This window comes from Rhizobium sp. R634, assembly GCF_002211305.1.
Taxonomy (GTDB): Bacteria; Pseudomonadota; Alphaproteobacteria; order Rhizobiales; family Rhizobiaceae; genus Rhizobium.
This window is the reverse complement of the sequence record NZ_LOKW01000026.1, coordinates 260,120-275,596: the sequence shown is the minus strand read 5'-3', so window position 1 is coordinate 275,596 and position 15,477 is coordinate 260,120. Positions and strand designations below refer to the sequence as shown.

Sequence of the window (15,477 nt, the reverse complement as noted above, 5' to 3'; positions counted from 1 at the left end):
AGTTGGACACCCAACTTCGGTGTCAGTTCACAGGGGCGGGCAGAGTTTTCCGATAAAAGAGCTGAGCGATCAGAACTTGTAGCCGATCTGCAGGCCGGCGCGCGTCATGCCGTCGTTCGGGCCGTCGCAGAGATTGGCATGGGAGGAGTGGGCGATCTGGGCCATCACGTTCCAATTGCGGGTGAAACGATAACCGGCGCCGACATATTCGTGGAAGAGGACGCGACAGCCGAGTCCCGGGCCGTCATCGTCGTCATTGAGATCGCCGGTGTGAACGACGCCGCCGAAACCAGCTTCGGCAAACAGTTTCTCGTTGAAATCGACGGTCCAGGTAAAGCCGGTGAAGAATTGCGTGGCTTCTCCCGATGTGCCGATCGAGGTGCCGACATGGACGCGCGGGCGCAACAATTGCTGCCAGCCGGCCGTGTCATCATAGCCGAAGGGATCGAAGAGGGCGGTAACTTCGGGAAAGACGCCGTTTTCCCTGGAGTGCCCCGATTGTACCGAGGCCGAAACGCCGAAGCGCAATTCGTCAAATATTTGCTCACCTGCACTTGCGGAGCCGGTCATGGCAAAAAAGCCGATTACCGCTGCCGCCGACGCTGTACACAAGAAGGGCAGAGCGACTTTACCGAAGTCGATCTTCATCTGCTGTCCTTTGATTCCCCGACTCGCGGGATGACCAAGGCGTAGCATGGCGGTCGGGGCGGCACAGCTTCGCAGTTCCGCGCCGATATTTTTTTGGAACTATGACGTGTATTTGCAACAGGTCATATTTCACCGTCATAGGTGGAGCCGCCATTTTCCAGTAGACGGCGCAGGATCATCAGACCCGCGACCAGCTCCTGTCCCGTCTTCGGCGAGGAAAAGCCGACGCGAACGCGGTGATAGGTCTTCTCACCACGCGCCGTCTTGAACTCGTCCTCGTCGTCGACGAGCACGCCGTCGCGGAAGGCGGCGTTCTTGAAGGTGCCGGACATCCAGGGCTCCGGCAGCTTCAACCAGAGGAAAGGCGCGTGCGGATGAGATTGGAAATCGAAACCCTGCAAATGCTCTCTGGCAAGCTGGGTACGACGGGAAAGTTCTTCAACGCTCGCCTTGCGGATATCATGGGCGGCGCCGCTTTCGACGAGCCGCGCGCAGGTCTCGGCCAGAATGAATGGCAGGCCGCCGGTGATCATCCTGTGGGTTACCTTGATGCGCTGAGCAAAATGCGGCGGGCAGGCGACCCAGCCGCCGCGCACGCCGGCGGCAACCGATTTGGACAGGCCGTTGACCAGGAAGGTGCGGTCGGGCGCCAGTGCGGCAAGCAGGGGCGTATCGTCATCGGCCATGCCGCCGTAGAGATCGTCCTCGATCAGCCAGACCCCATGCTTCCTGGCGATGCCGGCGATTGCCGCACGCCGCTCTTCCGGCATGATGGCAACCGTCGGATTGTGAACCGTCGGCATCAGGAAGGCGAGCTTCGGATGCTGCTGCTGGCAAAGCCGCTCGAAATCATCGGGGATCACGCCGAATTCGTCGGAATCGACCGTCACCGTGCGGCGCCCAAGAAGGCGCGCGCTGCGGCTGACCTGCGTATAGCTGAGATTTTCGAAAACGATCTTGTCGCCCGGCGCCGAGACGGCGGCGATCACGGCGACGGCCGCCGCATGGGCGCCAAGTGTCGGCGCGATATTTTCGACGTCCGGCGTCCAGCCGCTGCGGGCAAGCCAGCGGCGTCCGGCTTCGAACCAATTCGCCGGGAAACTTCTGGAATAGGAGGAGATTTCCGCGAGATGCTGTTCGCCGATCTCCGCCAGAATACCAGCGATGATCTTGCCCTGACCGAGATCGGGAGCGGCAGTAGTGTCGAAGCGGATCTTGTTTGCAGGCGCATCCTGGAAACGGGTGCCGCCAAGCGAGACGGTCAAGGGATCGCTCTGTTCGCTGGGCGGCGTCTCTGAGCGGTTCAGCACATAGGTGCCGCGCCCCACTTCGCCTGCGACCAGGCCGCGTTCGTGCACCAGCGCATAGGCGCGGCCGATCGTGCCGATCGTTACGCCGATGTCATAAGCAAGGTTGCGCTGCGGCGGCAACTTGCTGCCCGCGGGCAGGGCGCCGCTCGCGATGGCGGATTCAATGCTGTCGGCAAGCCGCAGATAGACCGGTCCGGAGCCGCGGGAGAGATCAGGGAGCCAATTTGTCATGGTGACAATTACTTATATTGTCACATTGTCCCTGTCAAGATTAGGAGTCAATTCCAACGGATAACCGAAAGGATTCTTGGAATGTCCGCCTTACCTGAAATCAAAATGCCGATTGTATCGATTGTCTCCCTTGATGATAGGAGACAGGTTGCCTTGCCGGCCGCGCCCACCGAGGCGACGACGCGTCTAGGCCGGATCTGGGCGGCCGTTCTTCTCTGGCATCAGAAGCGGGAAGGCCGCCGGGCGCTACGAGGCCTGACGGCGAGCGAGCTCAAGGATATCGGCGTGTCGCAATCCGACGCGGCGCGCGAAGTCGGCAAGTCGTTTTTCTGGGATTGATCCCCAGAACAGGATAATTTTAGGCCCGTTCGGCCTAACTCTGAATTCTGGTCTTAAAGAGTTAGAGAATGATGTTGTCCGAAAACCGCTCACACTTTTCGGCATCTGCTCTAGCGGATCGGTCACAGCAATCAGCTGCAGGCCTTGTTGCCTGCCGACCAGCGATTGACGTCGCCGGCAATACGCCCGGCCACCGGCTCCTGCATCATCGGCCCGAAGGCCTGGAGACGCGCCGGGCTTCCCTCGGCCTGCACGACGAGCAGCGGCCGGCTTTCCGGGCTGCCCTTGTGAACGAGGAGAATGCGCGGCCGGCCGGTGAAGGAATTGAGCTCCGGAGCGAGCTTATAAGCGGCAAAGGCCGGATCGCCTGATTTGAACCAGCAGGCGTTGGCGCCGAGCGCCACGCGCTCCATCGTCGGCAGGGCGGCGCGGTTCGGGCTTGTTGCCGGCGCCGTCGACTGGCAGGCCGCCAGCATGGCTGCGAGAACAGTCGACAAGGCAGCGTTTGCGACGGAGAGGCGAGGGCGCATTGGTCTTGCTCCAGGGATGAAAGCCTTGCATGCCGTTGCCCGTGGTCGGCCCGCGGGCGGCATGCGTTCAGGCGGGCTCAGGCGGCGATGACGTCGAGCGCCGAAGCGAAGAGGCCGCGGCCGTCCGAACCGCCATGAGCGGCTTCGATCAGGTTCTCGGGATGCGGCATCATACCGAGCACATTGCCCTTTTCGTTCATCACGCCGGCAATGTCGTTGATCGAGCCGTTCGGATTGCTGCCTTCGGCGTAACGGAACACGACCTGGCCATTGCCTTCGAGCTTTGCCAGCGTCGCTTCGTCGGCGAAATAATTGCCGTCGTGATGGGCGACCGGGCTGCGGATGACCTGACCCTGCGCGTAAGCGCGGGTGAAATCCGTATCGGCATTGACGACTTCGAGCTTGATTTCGCGGCAGACGAATTTCAGCGAGGCGTTGCGCATCAGCGCGCCGGGCAGCAGGCCAGCCTCGACGAGAATCTGGAAGCCGTTGCAGACGCCGAGCACCTTCACGCCCTTATCAGCCTTGTTGATGATCGCCTGCATGACCGGCATGCGGGCGGCGATCGCGCCGCAGCGCAGATAATCCCCATAGGAGAAGCCGCCGGGAATGACGATCAGATCGACATCGGGGATTTCGGTCTCCGTCTGCCAGATCGTCACGGGCTTTTGGCCGGAGATCTTGGTCAAGGCGGCGATCATGTCGCGGTCGCGGTTGAGACCCGGAAGTTGAACGACGGCTGATTTCATGGGGTCCCTGCGCTTGGCGAAAGAAATTGAACGGGAACGCTTTCGGCGAGCCATACTCCATTGTCGGAGACAAAGAAAGAATGGCCTTTTGAAAACATGGCGGCTGCGTCGACGCGCAGAATGATATAATCGCCCTTGCGACGCGTGGCGACGATTTTCGCGGTTTCGATATCTGCCGACAGATGGACGTGATGCCGCTCCATCTTCTTCAGGCCTTCACGCTCGATCGAAGCCCAGTTCGCCTGTGACGTACCGTGAAACAGGATTGCCGGCGGTTCAACCGCCTTCAATGCCAGGTCAACCTCGACACTGTGACCCTGATTTGCGCGGATCCTGTTGTCGGCGAGCGTGAAGCGCTTCTTCGGATTGTTGTCGATGATCTCGATGATATCGGCGCGGGAAACGTCGTATTTCGACGTCAGTGCCTTTTCGAGCTCATCGAACGAAACCCAACCCTCGGCGTCGAGCGTCAGGCCTGCGGCCTCGGGCGCATGGCGCAGAACATAGCTCATATATTTCGAGACTTCCGTCTCCAGCTTTGTCTTCGTCATGACGCCTAATCCTCAAGGCCTGCCAGCCGGCAGCCTGTGATCGTCAATCGATCGCGATCGCGTAGTTTTCGATCACCGTATTGGCGAGCAGCTTTTCGCACATGGCCTTGAGGTCGGCTTCGGCCTTGGTCTTGTCGGCGCCTTCCAGCTCAAGGTCGAAGACCTTGCCCTGCCTGATATGGCCGACGCCCGAGAAGCCGAGGGCGCCGAGCGCGCCTTCGATGGCCTTGCCCTGCGGATCGAGAACGCCGTTTTTCAGCGTGACGGTGACACGAGCCTTGATCACTTTGTCTTTCCTGCCTTACTTGACGAGAACCGGGCCGGTGCCGCGCACAGGCTCGTTTTCATTGATGATGCCGAGACGGCGCGCGACTTCGGAATAGGCTTCGAGCAAGCCGCCGAGATCGCGGCGGAAGCGGTCCTTGTCCATCTTCTCGCGGGTTTCGATATCCCACAGCCGGCAGCTGTCCGGCGAGATCTCGTCGGCGAGGATGATGCGCATCAGATCGCCTTCGAAGAGGCGGCCGCATTCGATCTTGAAATCGACGAGCTGGATGCCGACGCCGAGGAAAAGGCCGGTCATGAAATCGTTGACGCGGATGGCGAGCGCCATGATGTCATCGAGTTCGGCCGGATTGGCCCAGCCGAAAGCGGTGATGTGCTCTTCGGAGACCATCGGATCGTCGAGCGCGTCGGACTTGTAATAGAATTCGATGATCGAGCGCGGCAGGACGACGCCTTCCTCGATGCCAAGGCGCTTGGCGAGGGAACCGGCGGCGACATTGCGCACGACGATCTCCAGCGGGATCATCTCCACTTCCTTGATCAGCTGCTCGCGCATGTTGAGGCGGCGGATGAAATGGGTGGGGATGCCGATCTTGTTCAGATGGCTGAAAATATATTCGGAAATGCGGTTGTTGAGGACGCCCTTGCCGTCGATGACTTCGTGTTTCTTCTTGTTGAAGGCAGTGGCATCGTCCTTGAAAAACTGGATCAAAGTGCCCGGTTCCGGGCCTTCATACAGAATCTTTGCCTTGCCCTCGTAGATACGGCGGCGACGGTTCATCGTGGTTATTCTCTGTTGTTGGCGCTCTTGGGATAGCGCGAGTGGATCGATCTCGTGGCGTCCCCATAAAGGAAAAGAGAGTGTTTCACAATCCGCCTGTCGCTCCTTCCCCCGTTTCGGGATTTCTGGCCCCGGATTCCGGATTTTACGGAATGCCGCCAAGAGAATCGAATGAATTCGCCGGATTAATCTAGCGCCTTTTCCTCTACGGTGGAATGAAGGCGAAATGGCGGGCCGCTTATGCAGGTTTTTATTTGGCGGTCCTGCCGCCAAGCGCGCGGCCAAACTGGGGGTGCGAGGTCCGAACGGCGGTTTGCCCGTGGCGCCAGCTTCCGGAGCGGATGAAGGAGGGGATCTGCATGGCCGGCATCGGCCTGGCCAGCGCATAGCCCTGCAGCATGTCGCAATCGAGTTCTTCGAGGATGCGGATATGATCCGCGGTCTCGACACCTTCGGCGATGACGAGGATATCAAGCGAGCGGCCGATATCGATGATCGAGCCCACGAGTTTGCGCTGCTCGGCCGATTGCGGCAGCATGCGGATCAATTCTCGGTCGATCTTCAGCGTGCCGGGGCTCAGCCGCAGCAGGCTGACGATCGAGGCATGGCCGGTACCGAAATCATCGATCTGGATGTCGATGCCGAGCTTGCGCAGCTTTTTCAGATTGGCGGTCATCGTCTCATCGCAATCGTCGAGCGAGATCGATTCCAAGAGCTCGAAGCAGACCGTCCCAGGCTCGATCTTGAGCGCGCGGAGCTTCTTGCCGAGATCGGGATCGGCGAGCCGCCTGGCCGATACGTTGACCGATATTTTCGGGACCGGCAGCCCATCCTTGATCCAGGCCTTTCTATCGGCGAGAGCACGCTCGAGGATCAGCGCGTCGATGGTCGAGACGACATCGAGATCCTCGGCGATATCGAGGAAGCGGTCGGGCGCCAGCAAACCGTGCACCGGATGCTGCCAGCGGGCAAGCGTTTCGATGCCGGTCACATCGAGGGTGCAGGCATCGAATTGCAGCTGATAGAAAGGCACGAATTCATTGCGTTCGAGACCGATCAGGATCTCGTCGGCGAGCTGCTTGGCGGAGACGATGTCGAGGCGGTCGGAGGCCGAGAAGAATTCGAAGCGATTGCGGCCGAGGCCCTTGGCCCGGTAGAGCGCGATATCGGCGTCGAGCAGCATCTGCTTGCCGTCGAGCTCCGGCCCGCTGTCGACGGCGATGCCGATGCTGGCGCCGAACCGGCAATCGTGCCCCTCATATCTGACCGGCTTGCGCAATTCGCGGATGACGCGTTCGGCAAGGCCGACGACCTTCTTCGACGCGGCATCGACGGCGCAGAGGATGACGAATTCGTCACCGCCGATGCGGGCGACGAAATCGGCGGCGCGGACGCAATTCCGCAAGACGCCCGCGGCATGTTTCAGCATGGCGTCGCCGGCCCGGTGGCCGAGCGTATCGTTGATCTGCTTGAAACGGTCGAGATCGATATGCAGGATTGCCAGTGCCTGGCCCTTGGCACGGCATTCGGCCGCGCGCTTTTCCAGCATCTTGTCGAGATAGCGGCGGTTCGGTAGGCCTGTGAGGTAATCGTGCAGGGCGAGGTGCTCGATGCTTTCCTTGGCGGCCTCCAGTTCGCCGTTGCGGGCCTCGGCCAGATCCTTGGCACGCCGCAGCTCGTCGCGAAGCTTGACCTCCTCGGTGACATCCCAATTGGCGCCGATCACCTTGCGCTTGCCGACACCGTCGACGAAATAGGCCGCACGCGAGCGGATGACGCGCTCCTTGCCGTCGCCGCGAATGATGCGGTATTCCTGCTGGAAATCACTGCCGCTTGCGACGCTGCGGTCGACCAGGCCGAGCACACGGTCGCGATCGTCAGGGTGCAGGCTTCTCGCCCAGACCTCGCCGGCGTTCTGACGCGAAATGCCCTGCAGCCCATAAATGGCCATAAGGCGGTCGTCCCACTCGACCATGTCCTGCTCGATATCGGCCTCGAAGACGCCGATGCGGGAGATTTCCAGGGCAAGATCGAGCCGGCGCGACAGACGCGACAGCGTCTCCTCGGCCTCCTTGCGGGCGGTTATATCAGTATCGGTGCCAACGATGCGCGTTGGAACGCCGGCCTCGTCCCATTCCACGCAGGCGCCGCGGCATTCGATCCAGATCCAGCGGCCGTCCCGGTGGCGCTCGCGATATTCAAAGATCTGATAGTCGGGATCGCCGGCATTCTGACGATCGATCGCGTGGACGACGAAATCGCGATCATCGGGATGAACGAGCTGCAGCCAGGCATCGTAATCGCCGGCGGCTTCCTCGTCCGGCGCCATGCCGCGCATGGTCTTCCATGTCTCCGAGTAATATTTCCGGCCGAGACGGTAATTGTGATCCCACACGCCGAGGTTCGAACCGACGAGCGCATAGTTCCAGCGGCTCTCCCTTTCGGAGAGGTCGGAATCGTCGGCCGCCGTCCTTTTGCCGAGGCCTGCCTCAGCCGCTGCGGCATCGCCATGCGGATCGTCGGCCTCTGGATGGGCTTTCTTCACGGGCATTCTCGCTTATTTCATCCGACTCAGTCTGCGGTCTTTCCATTAAGAAAGACTTAGAAAGTAATCGCTCAATTAGCGAGATGGCAAGTTTTACGCAATCAGGCGGAGAGCCGGCTGAGGAACTGGGCAAAGACCATGGTGCCTTCGGGCCAGGGGCCATGACCGGAATCGGCGTTGATATGGCCGGCCTCGCCGGCATCGACGAGGAAAGACCCCCACGTGTTGGCGATATCGTCGGCATGGTCGTAGCTGCCGAACGGATCGTTGCGGCTTGCCACCGTGATCGATGGGAAGGGCAGCGGATCGCGCGGATAAGGGCCGAAGGTCATCAGGTGTTTCGGACGGATCTCGGGATTGGCGACATCGGGCGGGGCGACGAGGAAGGCGCCCGCCACCCGCTTGCGGAAATGCGGGATGGCATGGATCGCCGAGGGAACGCCGAGCGAATGGGCGACGAGGACGACAGGGCGTGTGGAAGCATTCACTTCCTCGGCGATGCGGGCAATCCAGTCTTCGCGGACCGGCTTCGTCCATTCGGCCTGTTCGACGCGCCGCGCCGTGCTGAGCTTTGCCTCCCAACGGCTCTGCCAATGGCCGGGGCCTGAATTGGTATAGCCGGGGATGATGAGAATATCTGCGTCTGAGGCTTTCATAGTGCCGCCGATGTGAGAAGGCGTGGCGGAGATGTCAAGAGGCGATGCAAGGGAGAGAGCGACACGGGCGCTAAAACTTGCTATATAAGTCAAGTGCCGGTTGCGGGTTTCGTATCGGCTTATCGCCGATGCTTTCCCCGTCGACCAATCTCGGCTGAGGAGGAGAAAGCCATGGCGGCATTTCATGTCATGACGGGTGCCAGCGAAAACATCGCGCGGCCCGTGGTCAATCGCATCAGCATCGCCGACGTCTTCGATGCGCTTAAGCGCGGGCTGGATGATTTCAGCGAGAAGCCTTCCCATTACGTGTTCCTGTGCCTGATGTATCCGATCGCCGGTGTCTTCCTGACGCTGTGGACCTCCGGCGCCAACCTTCTGCCGATGGTCTTTCCGCTGATGTCCGGTTTCGTGCTGATCGGCCCGATCGCGGCGATCGGCCTCTATGAGATCAGCCGCCGGCGCGAAGAGGGTCTCGACACATCCTGGACGCATGCGCTGGAGGTGCGCCATTCGCCGGCTTTGCCGTCGATCGCCGCAGTCGGATTGATGCTCTTTGGCCTCTTCGTCGTCTGGCTGGTAACGGCGCAGACGCTCTATACCGGCCTACTTGGCGATGTCTTCCCGCGCACCATGACGGATTTCACCCGCCAGGTCTTCGGCACGCCTCAGGGCATGCAGTTGATCATCTGGGGCAATCTCATCGGCTTCGTCTTCGCGCTTGTCGTGCTGGCAATATCGGTCATCACCTTTCCGATTCTGCTCGACCGCGATGTCGGGGCGGTTGCCGCCGTCGTGACCTCGATCCGCGCAACGATCGCCAATCCGGTGCCGGTGCTGCTCTGGGGTCTCATCGTCGCAGCACTCCTCGTCATCGGCACGATCCCGGTCTTTGCCGGGCTTGCGGTCGTCATCCCGATCCTCGGCCATGCGACCTGGCATCTTTATCGCAAGCTGATTGCGCGCGAGGCCATGTAATCGCAGCCGGCCTCCCGGACTTCCGTCCGATCTGACCTCCTGAGCGGGAACCTTCGAACCTTCCTCGGCGTTTTTGAACAGACTCCGAGGAAGGATTTCAGAGGTGACGATGAAGCATTTGTTCGCCCGCTTCGCGACCAAAATATCGGAATGGGCTGGCAAGCCCATCATATTCATACTGGCGCTGACGGTCGTCATCATTTGGGCTCTGCTCGGCCCCGTCTTCGGCTATTCCGAAACCTGGCAGCTGATCATCAATACCGGCACGACGATCATCACCTTCCTGATGGTCTTCGTGCTGCAGAACGCGCAAACGCGCGACACCAGGGCGATCCAGGCGAAGCTCAACGAAATCATCCTGACGAGCCACGCCGAAAACCGCTTTATCGGCATCGAACATCTCGACGAAGAGGAGCTGAAACGTCTCGACCAGCTGGTGGCCAAGGCGGCCGAGGGCAGGGCGGGGACGGAGGCTTGCAGGACGAGGAAGGTGGAGAAAATGGAGACGCCGAAAAAGAAGGAGGCGAGGAAACGGCCAGCTGCTGCCAAAGCGGCAAGGCAGACATAAACGGTCCGTGTTGCGCCGCCAAGAATGACGGCGCCCACGGGCGGCGATTTTGTCGGCTCACGCCGCCCCAAACACCCGCCGGAAAATCGTATCAACGTGCTTGGTATGATAGCCGAGGTCGAACTTCTCGCGAATATCCTCCTCGGATAGCGCAGCGCGGACCTCCGCATCCGCCAACAGCTCTTCCAAAAAGTCCTTGCCCTGTTCCCAGACCTTCATGGCGTTGCGCTGTACCAGCCGGTAGGCGTCCTCGCGGGAGGTGCCGGCCTGGGTCAGCGCCAGCAGGACGCGCTGGGAGTGGACGAGGCCGCGGAATTTGTTGAGGTTCTTCTCCATGTTCTCAGGATAGACCAGCAGTTTTTCGATGACGCCGGCCAGGCGCGACAAGGCGAAGTCGAGGGTGACGGTGGCGTCGGGGCCGATCATGCGTTCGACGGAGGAGTGGGAGATATCGCGCTCGTGCCAGAGGGCGACGTTTTCCATGGCCGGCATGGCGTAAGAGCGGACCATGCGGGCGAGGCCGGTCAGGTTTTCGGTCAGCACCGGGTTGCGCTTGTGGGGCATGGCCGAGGAGCCCTTCTGGCCGGGGGAGAAATATTCCTCCGCTTCCAGAACTTCGGTGCGCTGCAGGTGGCGGATCTCGGTGGCGAGGCGCTCGATCGACGAGGCGACGACGCCGAGGGTGGCGAAATACATGGCGTGGCGGTCGCGCGGGATGACCTGGGTCGAGACCGGCTCGGCCTTCAGGCCGAGGGCTTCGGCGACATGTTCCTCGACGCGGGGATCGATGTTGGCGAAGGTGCCGACGGCGCCCGAGATGGCGCAGGTCGCGACTTCCTCGCGGGCGGCGACGAGGCGCTGGCGGCAGCGCTCGAATTCGGCATAGGCGAGCGCCAGCTTGACGCCGAAGGTGGTGGGCTCGGCGTGGATGCCGTGCGAACGGCCGATGGTGACGGTGTCCTTGTGTTCGAAGGCGCGGGTTTTCAGCGCCGCCAGCAGCCGGTCGAGATCGGCAATCAGGATATCGGTGGCGCGCACCAACTGAACGTTGAAGCAGGTGTCGAGCACGTCTGACGAGGTCATGCCCTGGTGGACGAAGCGCGCATCCGGGCCGACGATTTCGGCGAGATGGGTGAGGAAGGCGATCACGTCATGCTTGGTGACGGCCTCGATCTCGTCGATGCGGGCAACGTCGAAGGTGGCGGCTCCGCCTTTTTCCCAGATGGTCCTGGCCGCCGATTTCGGGATGACGCCGAGCTCGGCCAGCGCGTCGCAGGCATGCGCCTCGATCTCGAACCAGATGCGGAACTTGGTTTCGGGAGACCAGATGGCGACCATTTCGGGCCGGGAATAACGCGGGATCATGGGCGGCTGCCTTCACTTCAAGAGATTTGAGCGTTTCGTTTTCACGCAATTCAGGACGGAATACCGGTGGGCACTTTTTCCGAGAACTGCTTCAGCGCCCCTGTAGCAAAGACGGGCGGCAATCTCAACGCATGCGTTTGGCAAGATGATAGCTGCTGGCGACAAGACAGACCAGGCCGAGCGGCAGAAAGAGGCGCAGGCCGATCACCAGGAACTGGTAGACGGCGCTGATGCTGGTGAAAACGAACTGGAAGGCCCAGACGATGCTGCCGAAAGGCGCGTGCCAGCGCGAATAGAAGAACCGGTATTCCATGGCGAAGAGGAAGGCGGTCATCAGGACCGTTGCCGCCGTCAGCGTGACGAAGAAGGCGGCGAACCGGGCTTCCGGCGGCCTGTCATAGGCAAAGAACCGGGCGACCGGCAGTGCGAAGGGCCAGGAGAGCAGTCCGCCAAGAAAATAGAGTGTGGCGACCTCGGCAAGCCGGCTCGTCTGCAGGCCGTTGCGGAGATAGAGGCCGAGCATGGATGAAGCCAGCATCTGCGTGCCCCACAGCAATGCGCCGGCTATCAGATCGGAGTAGGGCGGCTTTGCGGCCCGCAGGCGGTTCCCCCGGCTATCCATTCCTCCATCCACGCTCAGGGATGAACCGGGACGGCGATCCAGCGTCCGTTCCTCTCCGCATCGAAGGCCAGGACGAGGGCGACGTGAACCTGGTTTCCGCCTTCCGGCTGATAAACCATCGCGCCGCCGATCCGGTATTCCACCGAACATGCCCGCTCGGCCGGAACTGCCGTTGCCTGGCGCGCCGCCTGGCGGTTCGGAGCGCCCTCCTTTTCGATCATCTGCAGGCTGAAACCGATGACGCGCTTGTCGATCGCGGCGCAATCCTTCGGCGTCGGCACCGGCATTTCGGCGAGCGAAAGCGTGTAGGGCGATTTCGGCGGGCCGTCGGCGGCGAGCGTGGTGTAGCGCAGCGTCTTCGAGGGAGAGCCGAGCTCGGTCGGCGGATTGAAGGCGGCAATCAGGCCGGGATTGGTCAGCAGATCGTACTTATCCATCTGGCTGCGCGCCGCCGTGAGATTCTGCCGCCGCGCCTTGGAAAGATTGGCGTCCTTTTCGGTAAGCTCAGTGCGGAAGGGCGTGCCCTCAAGATACTGACCGTTTTCGGTATCGATGAAGTAGGTGTTGGAGTAGGGGGTGTTGGCACCCTCCTCGATGCCGAATTCCTGAAATGCGAAGACCTTGCCGTCGGCGGAAAAGCCGATCGGCTGGATGCTGGCGATGTCTCCGGCAAGTGATGTGCCGGGCAGGCCGGCAAGCGCGGCGGCAAGCATGCCGCCGAAGATCAGACCCTTCTTCATGCTCGTGCCCCTTCGGCTGCCTGACGCAGACCGGCGACGGTGTTGCGATAATCCTCAACCGTATCGCCCTTGAAAATCGCCGACCCGGCAACGAGAACGTTGGCGCCGGCCCGTGCGATTGCCGGCGCCGTTTCCACCGTGACGCCGCCATCGACCTCGAGTTCGATCGGACGATCACCGATCAGTGACTTCGCGGCGGCGATCTTGGCCGTCATCGCCGGAATGAATTTCTGTCCGCCGAAGCCGGGATTGACCGACATGATGAGGATGAGGTCGACATCGTCGAGCACGTTTTCGATGGCACTGAGCGGGGTCGCCGGATTGATCGTCACCCCGACTTTCTTGCCGAGATTGCGGACGGTCTGCAGCGAACGGTGCAGATGCGGTCCGGATTCGGCATGAACGGTGATGCGGTCACAGCCTGCCTTGGCGAAAGCTTCGAGATAGTCGTCGACCGGCGCAATCATCAGATGGCAGTCGAAAGTAGCTGATGTATAGGGGCGCAGCGACTTGATGACATCGGGGCCGAAGGAGATGTTCGGCACGAAATGGCCGTCCATGACGTCAAGATGGATCCAATCGGCGCCGGCGGCCGTCACGTCGCGCACCTCCTCGCCGAGCCTGGCGAAATCCGCCGCGAGGATCGAGGGGGCAATACGAATGGGCAGCGTCATCAGGTCTCACTCCGTAGGAGGGCGCCAGAACCGCGGCGCCCGAATTCAGGGCTCGCGGCGCGCTTATTGCGTCGGCGCGGCAGGTGGAAAAAAGCCGCTGCCTCGCCATTCGAGCAGTCGGTAGGGATTGTGCGAAAGCTCATGCGCGCCGGTGAAGCCGATGGCGCCGACCGGCGTCTGGAATGTCGTGCCGATAAGCGTCTCCTGCAGCGGCTTGCCGGCGGCAGCGGCGGCTTCCGCCGCCTGGCCGGCAATGAGGGCGGCCGCCAGCGACGGCAGGACGTAACCTTCGGGTTCGACGCCTTTGGCACGCAGGGCCTCGGCCGCGGCCGCGCCTTCCGGCAGTGCCGCATATTCCGGCAGCGTGACGGCGCGCACGCCGTCGGCAAGGGGCAGCGGCTGGTTGGCGGCGCGCATGGCGTCACCACCGAGAATGGAGAGCGGGATGTTCTCGGCCTTGGCGTCCCGAGCGATGACGGAGATGTCGTTGCGGTCGCCGCCGACGAAGACCCTGGTGGCGCCGGCCCGTTTCAGGCGGCGGACAAGAGCGATCTGCTGCTCCTGGCCCGGGCGATATGTATCGGTGAAGACAGGCTTCAGGCCGTTCTGCTCCAGCGCGTTGCGCACCGCTTCCGTCAACTCGCGGCCATGGATGGTGCCGTCCTCGATGAGCGCGATCGGATCGGCCGCCCAGTCCTTCAGGATCACCTCAATGATCTTCTCAGCTTCTGCGCCGTCGGCGGGCGCGAGGCGGAAGAGCGGCCAGCCGTTCTTCAGCGCATCCTCCATCAGGATGCGGGAGCGCACGGAGACGGTGATGGCCGGAATATTGGCGTCCTTCAGCTTCGGCAGCGCGCCTTCCAGCGTTTCGCTGCAGAGAAAGCCGACAGCAACCTGCACCTTGGCATTGACCAGCGCATCGGCAACCGCTGCACCGCTATTGTCCTCGCAGGGTTCGTTGATGGCGACGAGGGTATTTCCGGATTGCTGGATCTCGAAACCGGCGCCGGCGGCGATCTGTGCACCGAGCAGGGTAAGCGGTCCGCCCTGAGGCGCGACGACGCCTATCGTCACGCCGGCCGCATGGCCTTGCGCCGCCGCTACCAGCAGCGTCAGAAAGGCTGCTATGCCACGCAGGTTGATCATGAAAGGCGGAGATCCCTAGCCATCGTCCATGCCCTTTTATCCGCAAGGCCGCGATCGTCAAAGAAAAACAAGCGTAACTCCATGCTTTTCACCGGTCCTATTGTAGAAAAGGTAACCCATGCTCGCCATATTGGCGCGATGGAAAGTCGAACTGCAGCGCAGGGCGTCCTTTCGGTGACGCAAAGGACGCTGCAGCACTTTGCACTGCTGTGTAATTGTATGCAGTCGGCAGAAGAGCGCACGGAGAAGCAGGTGTTGAACAGGCAGCATATCGACCCCGGCCTTTATCGGGATGCCATGAGCCGTTATGCCGGCCATGTGCAGCTCGTGACGACGGCGATGGAAGGCATGCGCCGGGGCGTCACCATCACCGCCGCCTGCTCGGTCTCGGACAATCCGGCCTCCGTGCTGATCTGCCTCAATAATACCAATCCGAAGAACGAGATCTTTTTTCGCAGCGGCATCTTCGTGCTCAACACGCTCGGCGCCCATCACCAGGGCGTCGCCGATGCGTTTTCCGGACGCACGGCGCTTGCCGAAGACGACCGTTTCACCAGTGCCCGTTTCGACACGCTCGTCACCGGCGCACCGGTCCTTGCCGATGCGCTTGCCGCCTTCGACTGCCGGGTGACCGACATCAAGGAAATGCCGACGCACAATGTCATCTTCGGCGAAGTCGCGGCCGTCCGCTTCAGCGAGAAGCATCCGGCGCTCATTTACATGAACCGGGACTATCACACGCTGTGATCGGCGTAGACTGAT

18 protein-coding genes are annotated in these 15,477 nt (G+C 61.6%); 4 read left to right on the top strand and 14 right to left on the bottom strand.

Translation table 11 applies throughout. The features are described from left to right. Window positions 1-69: 69 nt before the first annotated feature. Both ATY77_RS26700 and ATY77_RS26695 read right to left on the bottom strand, forming a co-directional pair. Window positions 70-648 carry an acyloxyacyl hydrolase gene (locus ATY77_RS26700; RefSeq protein ID WP_088689535.1) on the bottom strand — a complete coding sequence of 193 codons (579 nt, stop codon included), beginning with the start codon at window positions 646-648 and terminating at the stop codon, window positions 70-72. 122 nt (window positions 649-770) lie between these two features. After that, window positions 771-2,189 (bottom strand): PLP-dependent aminotransferase family protein, encoded by a 1,419-nt coding sequence (locus tag ATY77_RS26695; protein WP_088689534.1) that lies wholly within the window; start codon window positions 2,187-2,189, stop codon window positions 771-773. An 81-nt stretch (window positions 2,190-2,270) separates the two neighbouring features. Between ATY77_RS26695 and ATY77_RS26690 the strand changes: the two genes are divergently transcribed. Then, window positions 2,271-2,528, top strand: a complete 258-nt coding sequence (locus ATY77_RS26690; protein WP_088674248.1) for a DUF1127 domain-containing protein — start codon at window positions 2,271-2,273, stop codon at window positions 2,526-2,528. 131 nt (window positions 2,529-2,659) lie between these two features. Here ATY77_RS26690 and ATY77_RS26685 read toward each other — a convergent pair whose 3' ends face one another. From ATY77_RS26685 to ATY77_RS26655, 7 genes are all read right to left on the bottom strand, one after another. Then, the gene (locus tag ATY77_RS26685) at window positions 2,660-3,058 is read right to left on the bottom strand and encodes a hypothetical protein (RefSeq protein WP_088674249.1); all 399 of its coding nucleotides are present in this window, start codon (window positions 3,056-3,058) and stop codon (window positions 2,660-2,662) included. Window positions 3,059-3,135: 77 nt separating this feature from the next. Beyond that, complete coding sequence (gene purQ, locus ATY77_RS26680; RefSeq protein ID WP_088689533.1) at window positions 3,136-3,807, bottom strand: phosphoribosylformylglycinamidine synthase subunit PurQ; 672 nt, start codon at window positions 3,805-3,807, stop codon at window positions 3,136-3,138. After that, a complete protein-coding gene (locus tag ATY77_RS26675) occupies window positions 3,804-4,358 on the bottom strand; it encodes an RNA 2'-phosphotransferase (RefSeq protein WP_088689532.1) in 555 nt (184 codons plus the stop codon). The genes purQ and ATY77_RS26675 overlap by 4 nt, the downstream gene beginning before the upstream one ends. Before the next feature lie 43 nt (window positions 4,359-4,401). Then, a complete protein-coding gene (purS, locus tag ATY77_RS26670) occupies window positions 4,402-4,644 on the bottom strand; it encodes a phosphoribosylformylglycinamidine synthase subunit PurS (RefSeq protein ID WP_088689531.1) in 243 nt (80 codons plus the stop codon). 15 nt (window positions 4,645-4,659) lie between these two features. Then, entirely contained in the window at window positions 4,660-5,424 is a 765-nt protein-coding gene (gene purC, locus ATY77_RS26665; protein ID WP_008526002.1) for a phosphoribosylaminoimidazolesuccinocarboxamide synthase, read from the bottom strand. 250 nt (window positions 5,425-5,674) lie between these two features. Beyond that, complete coding sequence (locus tag ATY77_RS26660) at window positions 5,675-7,975, bottom strand: EAL domain-containing protein (RefSeq protein ID WP_088689530.1); 2,301 nt, start codon at window positions 7,973-7,975, stop codon at window positions 5,675-5,677. A 95-nt stretch (window positions 7,976-8,070) separates the two neighbouring features. Further along, window positions 8,071-8,625 (bottom strand): alpha/beta hydrolase, encoded by a 555-nt coding sequence (locus ATY77_RS26655; RefSeq protein ID WP_088689529.1) that lies wholly within the window; start codon window positions 8,623-8,625, stop codon window positions 8,071-8,073. Window positions 8,626-8,796: 171 nt separating this feature from the next. On the opposite strand from ATY77_RS26655, the gene ATY77_RS26650 reads away from it, so the two are divergent. Continuing rightward, on the top strand, window positions 8,797-9,600 hold the full coding sequence (locus tag ATY77_RS26650) for a DUF2189 domain-containing protein (protein WP_088689528.1): 804 nt from the start codon (window positions 8,797-8,799) through the stop codon (window positions 9,598-9,600). A 109-nt stretch (window positions 9,601-9,709) separates the two neighbouring features. Further along, window positions 9,710-10,168 carry a low affinity iron permease family protein gene (locus tag ATY77_RS26645; protein WP_088674256.1) on the top strand — a complete coding sequence of 153 codons (459 nt, stop codon included), beginning with the start codon at window positions 9,710-9,712 and terminating at the stop codon, window positions 10,166-10,168. A gap of 57 nt (window positions 10,169-10,225) precedes the next feature. Here ATY77_RS26645 and purB read toward each other — a convergent pair whose 3' ends face one another. The 5 genes from purB to ATY77_RS26620 form a co-directional block, all read right to left on the bottom strand. Continuing rightward, the gene (gene purB / locus ATY77_RS26640) at window positions 10,226-11,533 is read right to left on the bottom strand and encodes an adenylosuccinate lyase (protein ID WP_088689527.1); all 1,308 of its coding nucleotides are present in this window, start codon (window positions 11,531-11,533) and stop codon (window positions 10,226-10,228) included. 124 nt (window positions 11,534-11,657) lie between these two features. Continuing rightward, entirely contained in the window at window positions 11,658-12,155 is a 498-nt protein-coding gene (locus tag ATY77_RS26635) for a hypothetical protein (RefSeq protein WP_088689526.1), read from the bottom strand. 14 nt (window positions 12,156-12,169) lie between these two features. Continuing rightward, window positions 12,170-12,895 (bottom strand): DUF2259 domain-containing protein, encoded by a 726-nt coding sequence (locus ATY77_RS26630; RefSeq protein WP_088689525.1) that lies wholly within the window; start codon window positions 12,893-12,895, stop codon window positions 12,170-12,172. After that, on the bottom strand, window positions 12,892-13,569 hold the full coding sequence (gene rpe / locus ATY77_RS26625) for a ribulose-phosphate 3-epimerase (protein WP_088689524.1): 678 nt from the start codon (window positions 13,567-13,569) through the stop codon (window positions 12,892-12,894). The genes ATY77_RS26630 and rpe overlap by 4 nt, the downstream gene beginning before the upstream one ends. Window positions 13,570-13,632: 63 nt before the next feature. After that, window positions 13,633-14,715 carry an ABC transporter substrate-binding protein gene (locus tag ATY77_RS26620; RefSeq protein ID WP_088689523.1) on the bottom strand — a complete coding sequence of 361 codons (1,083 nt, stop codon included), beginning with the start codon at window positions 14,713-14,715 and terminating at the stop codon, window positions 13,633-13,635. 252 nt (window positions 14,716-14,967) lie between these two features. On the opposite strand from ATY77_RS26620, the gene ATY77_RS26615 reads away from it, so the two are divergent. Beyond that, on the top strand, window positions 14,968-15,462 hold the full coding sequence (locus ATY77_RS26615; protein WP_088674261.1) for a flavin reductase: 495 nt from the start codon (window positions 14,968-14,970) through the stop codon (window positions 15,460-15,462). Window positions 15,463-15,477: the final 15 nt, after the last annotated feature.

Coding starts and splice junctions, on each gene's coding strand:
- ATY77_RS26700 (WP_088689535.1), bottom strand. CDS start 648: ATGAAGATCGACTTCGGTAAAGTCGCTCTGCCCTTCTTGTGTACAGCG.
- ATY77_RS26695 (WP_088689534.1), bottom strand. CDS start 2,189: ATGACAAATTGGCTCCCTGATCTCTCCCGCGGCTCCGGACCGGTCTAT.
- ATY77_RS26690 (WP_088674248.1), top strand. CDS start 2,271: ATGTCCGCCTTACCTGAAATCAAAATGCCGATTGTATCGATTGTCTCC.
- ATY77_RS26685 (WP_088674249.1), bottom strand. CDS start 3,058: ATGCGCCCTCGCCTCTCCGTCGCAAACGCTGCCTTGTCGACTGTTCTC.
- purQ (WP_088689533.1), bottom strand. CDS start 3,807: ATGAAATCAGCCGTCGTTCAACTTCCGGGTCTCAACCGCGACCGCGAC.
- ATY77_RS26675 (WP_088689532.1), bottom strand. CDS start 4,358: ATGACGAAGACAAAGCTGGAGACGGAAGTCTCGAAATATATGAGCTAT.
- purC (WP_008526002.1), bottom strand. CDS start 5,424: ATGAACCGTCGCCGCCGTATCTACGAGGGCAAGGCAAAGATTCTGTAT.
- ATY77_RS26660 (WP_088689530.1), bottom strand. CDS start 7,975: ATGCCCGTGAAGAAAGCCCATCCAGAGGCCGACGATCCGCATGGCGAT.
- ATY77_RS26655 (WP_088689529.1), bottom strand. CDS start 8,625: ATGAAAGCCTCAGACGCAGATATTCTCATCATCCCCGGCTATACCAAT.
- ATY77_RS26650 (WP_088689528.1), top strand. CDS start 8,797: ATGGCGGCATTTCATGTCATGACGGGTGCCAGCGAAAACATCGCGCGG.
- ATY77_RS26645 (WP_088674256.1), top strand. CDS start 9,710: ATGAAGCATTTGTTCGCCCGCTTCGCGACCAAAATATCGGAATGGGCT.
- purB (WP_088689527.1), bottom strand. CDS start 11,533: ATGATCCCGCGTTATTCCCGGCCCGAAATGGTCGCCATCTGGTCTCCC.
- ATY77_RS26635 (WP_088689526.1), bottom strand. CDS start 12,155: ATGGATAGCCGGGGGAACCGCCTGCGGGCCGCAAAGCCGCCCTACTCC.
- ATY77_RS26630 (WP_088689525.1), bottom strand. CDS start 12,895: ATGAAGAAGGGTCTGATCTTCGGCGGCATGCTTGCCGCCGCGCTTGCC.
- rpe (WP_088689524.1), bottom strand. CDS start 13,569: ATGACGCTGCCCATTCGTATTGCCCCCTCGATCCTCGCGGCGGATTTC.
- ATY77_RS26620 (WP_088689523.1), bottom strand. CDS start 14,715: ATGATCAACCTGCGTGGCATAGCAGCCTTTCTGACGCTGCTGGTAGCG.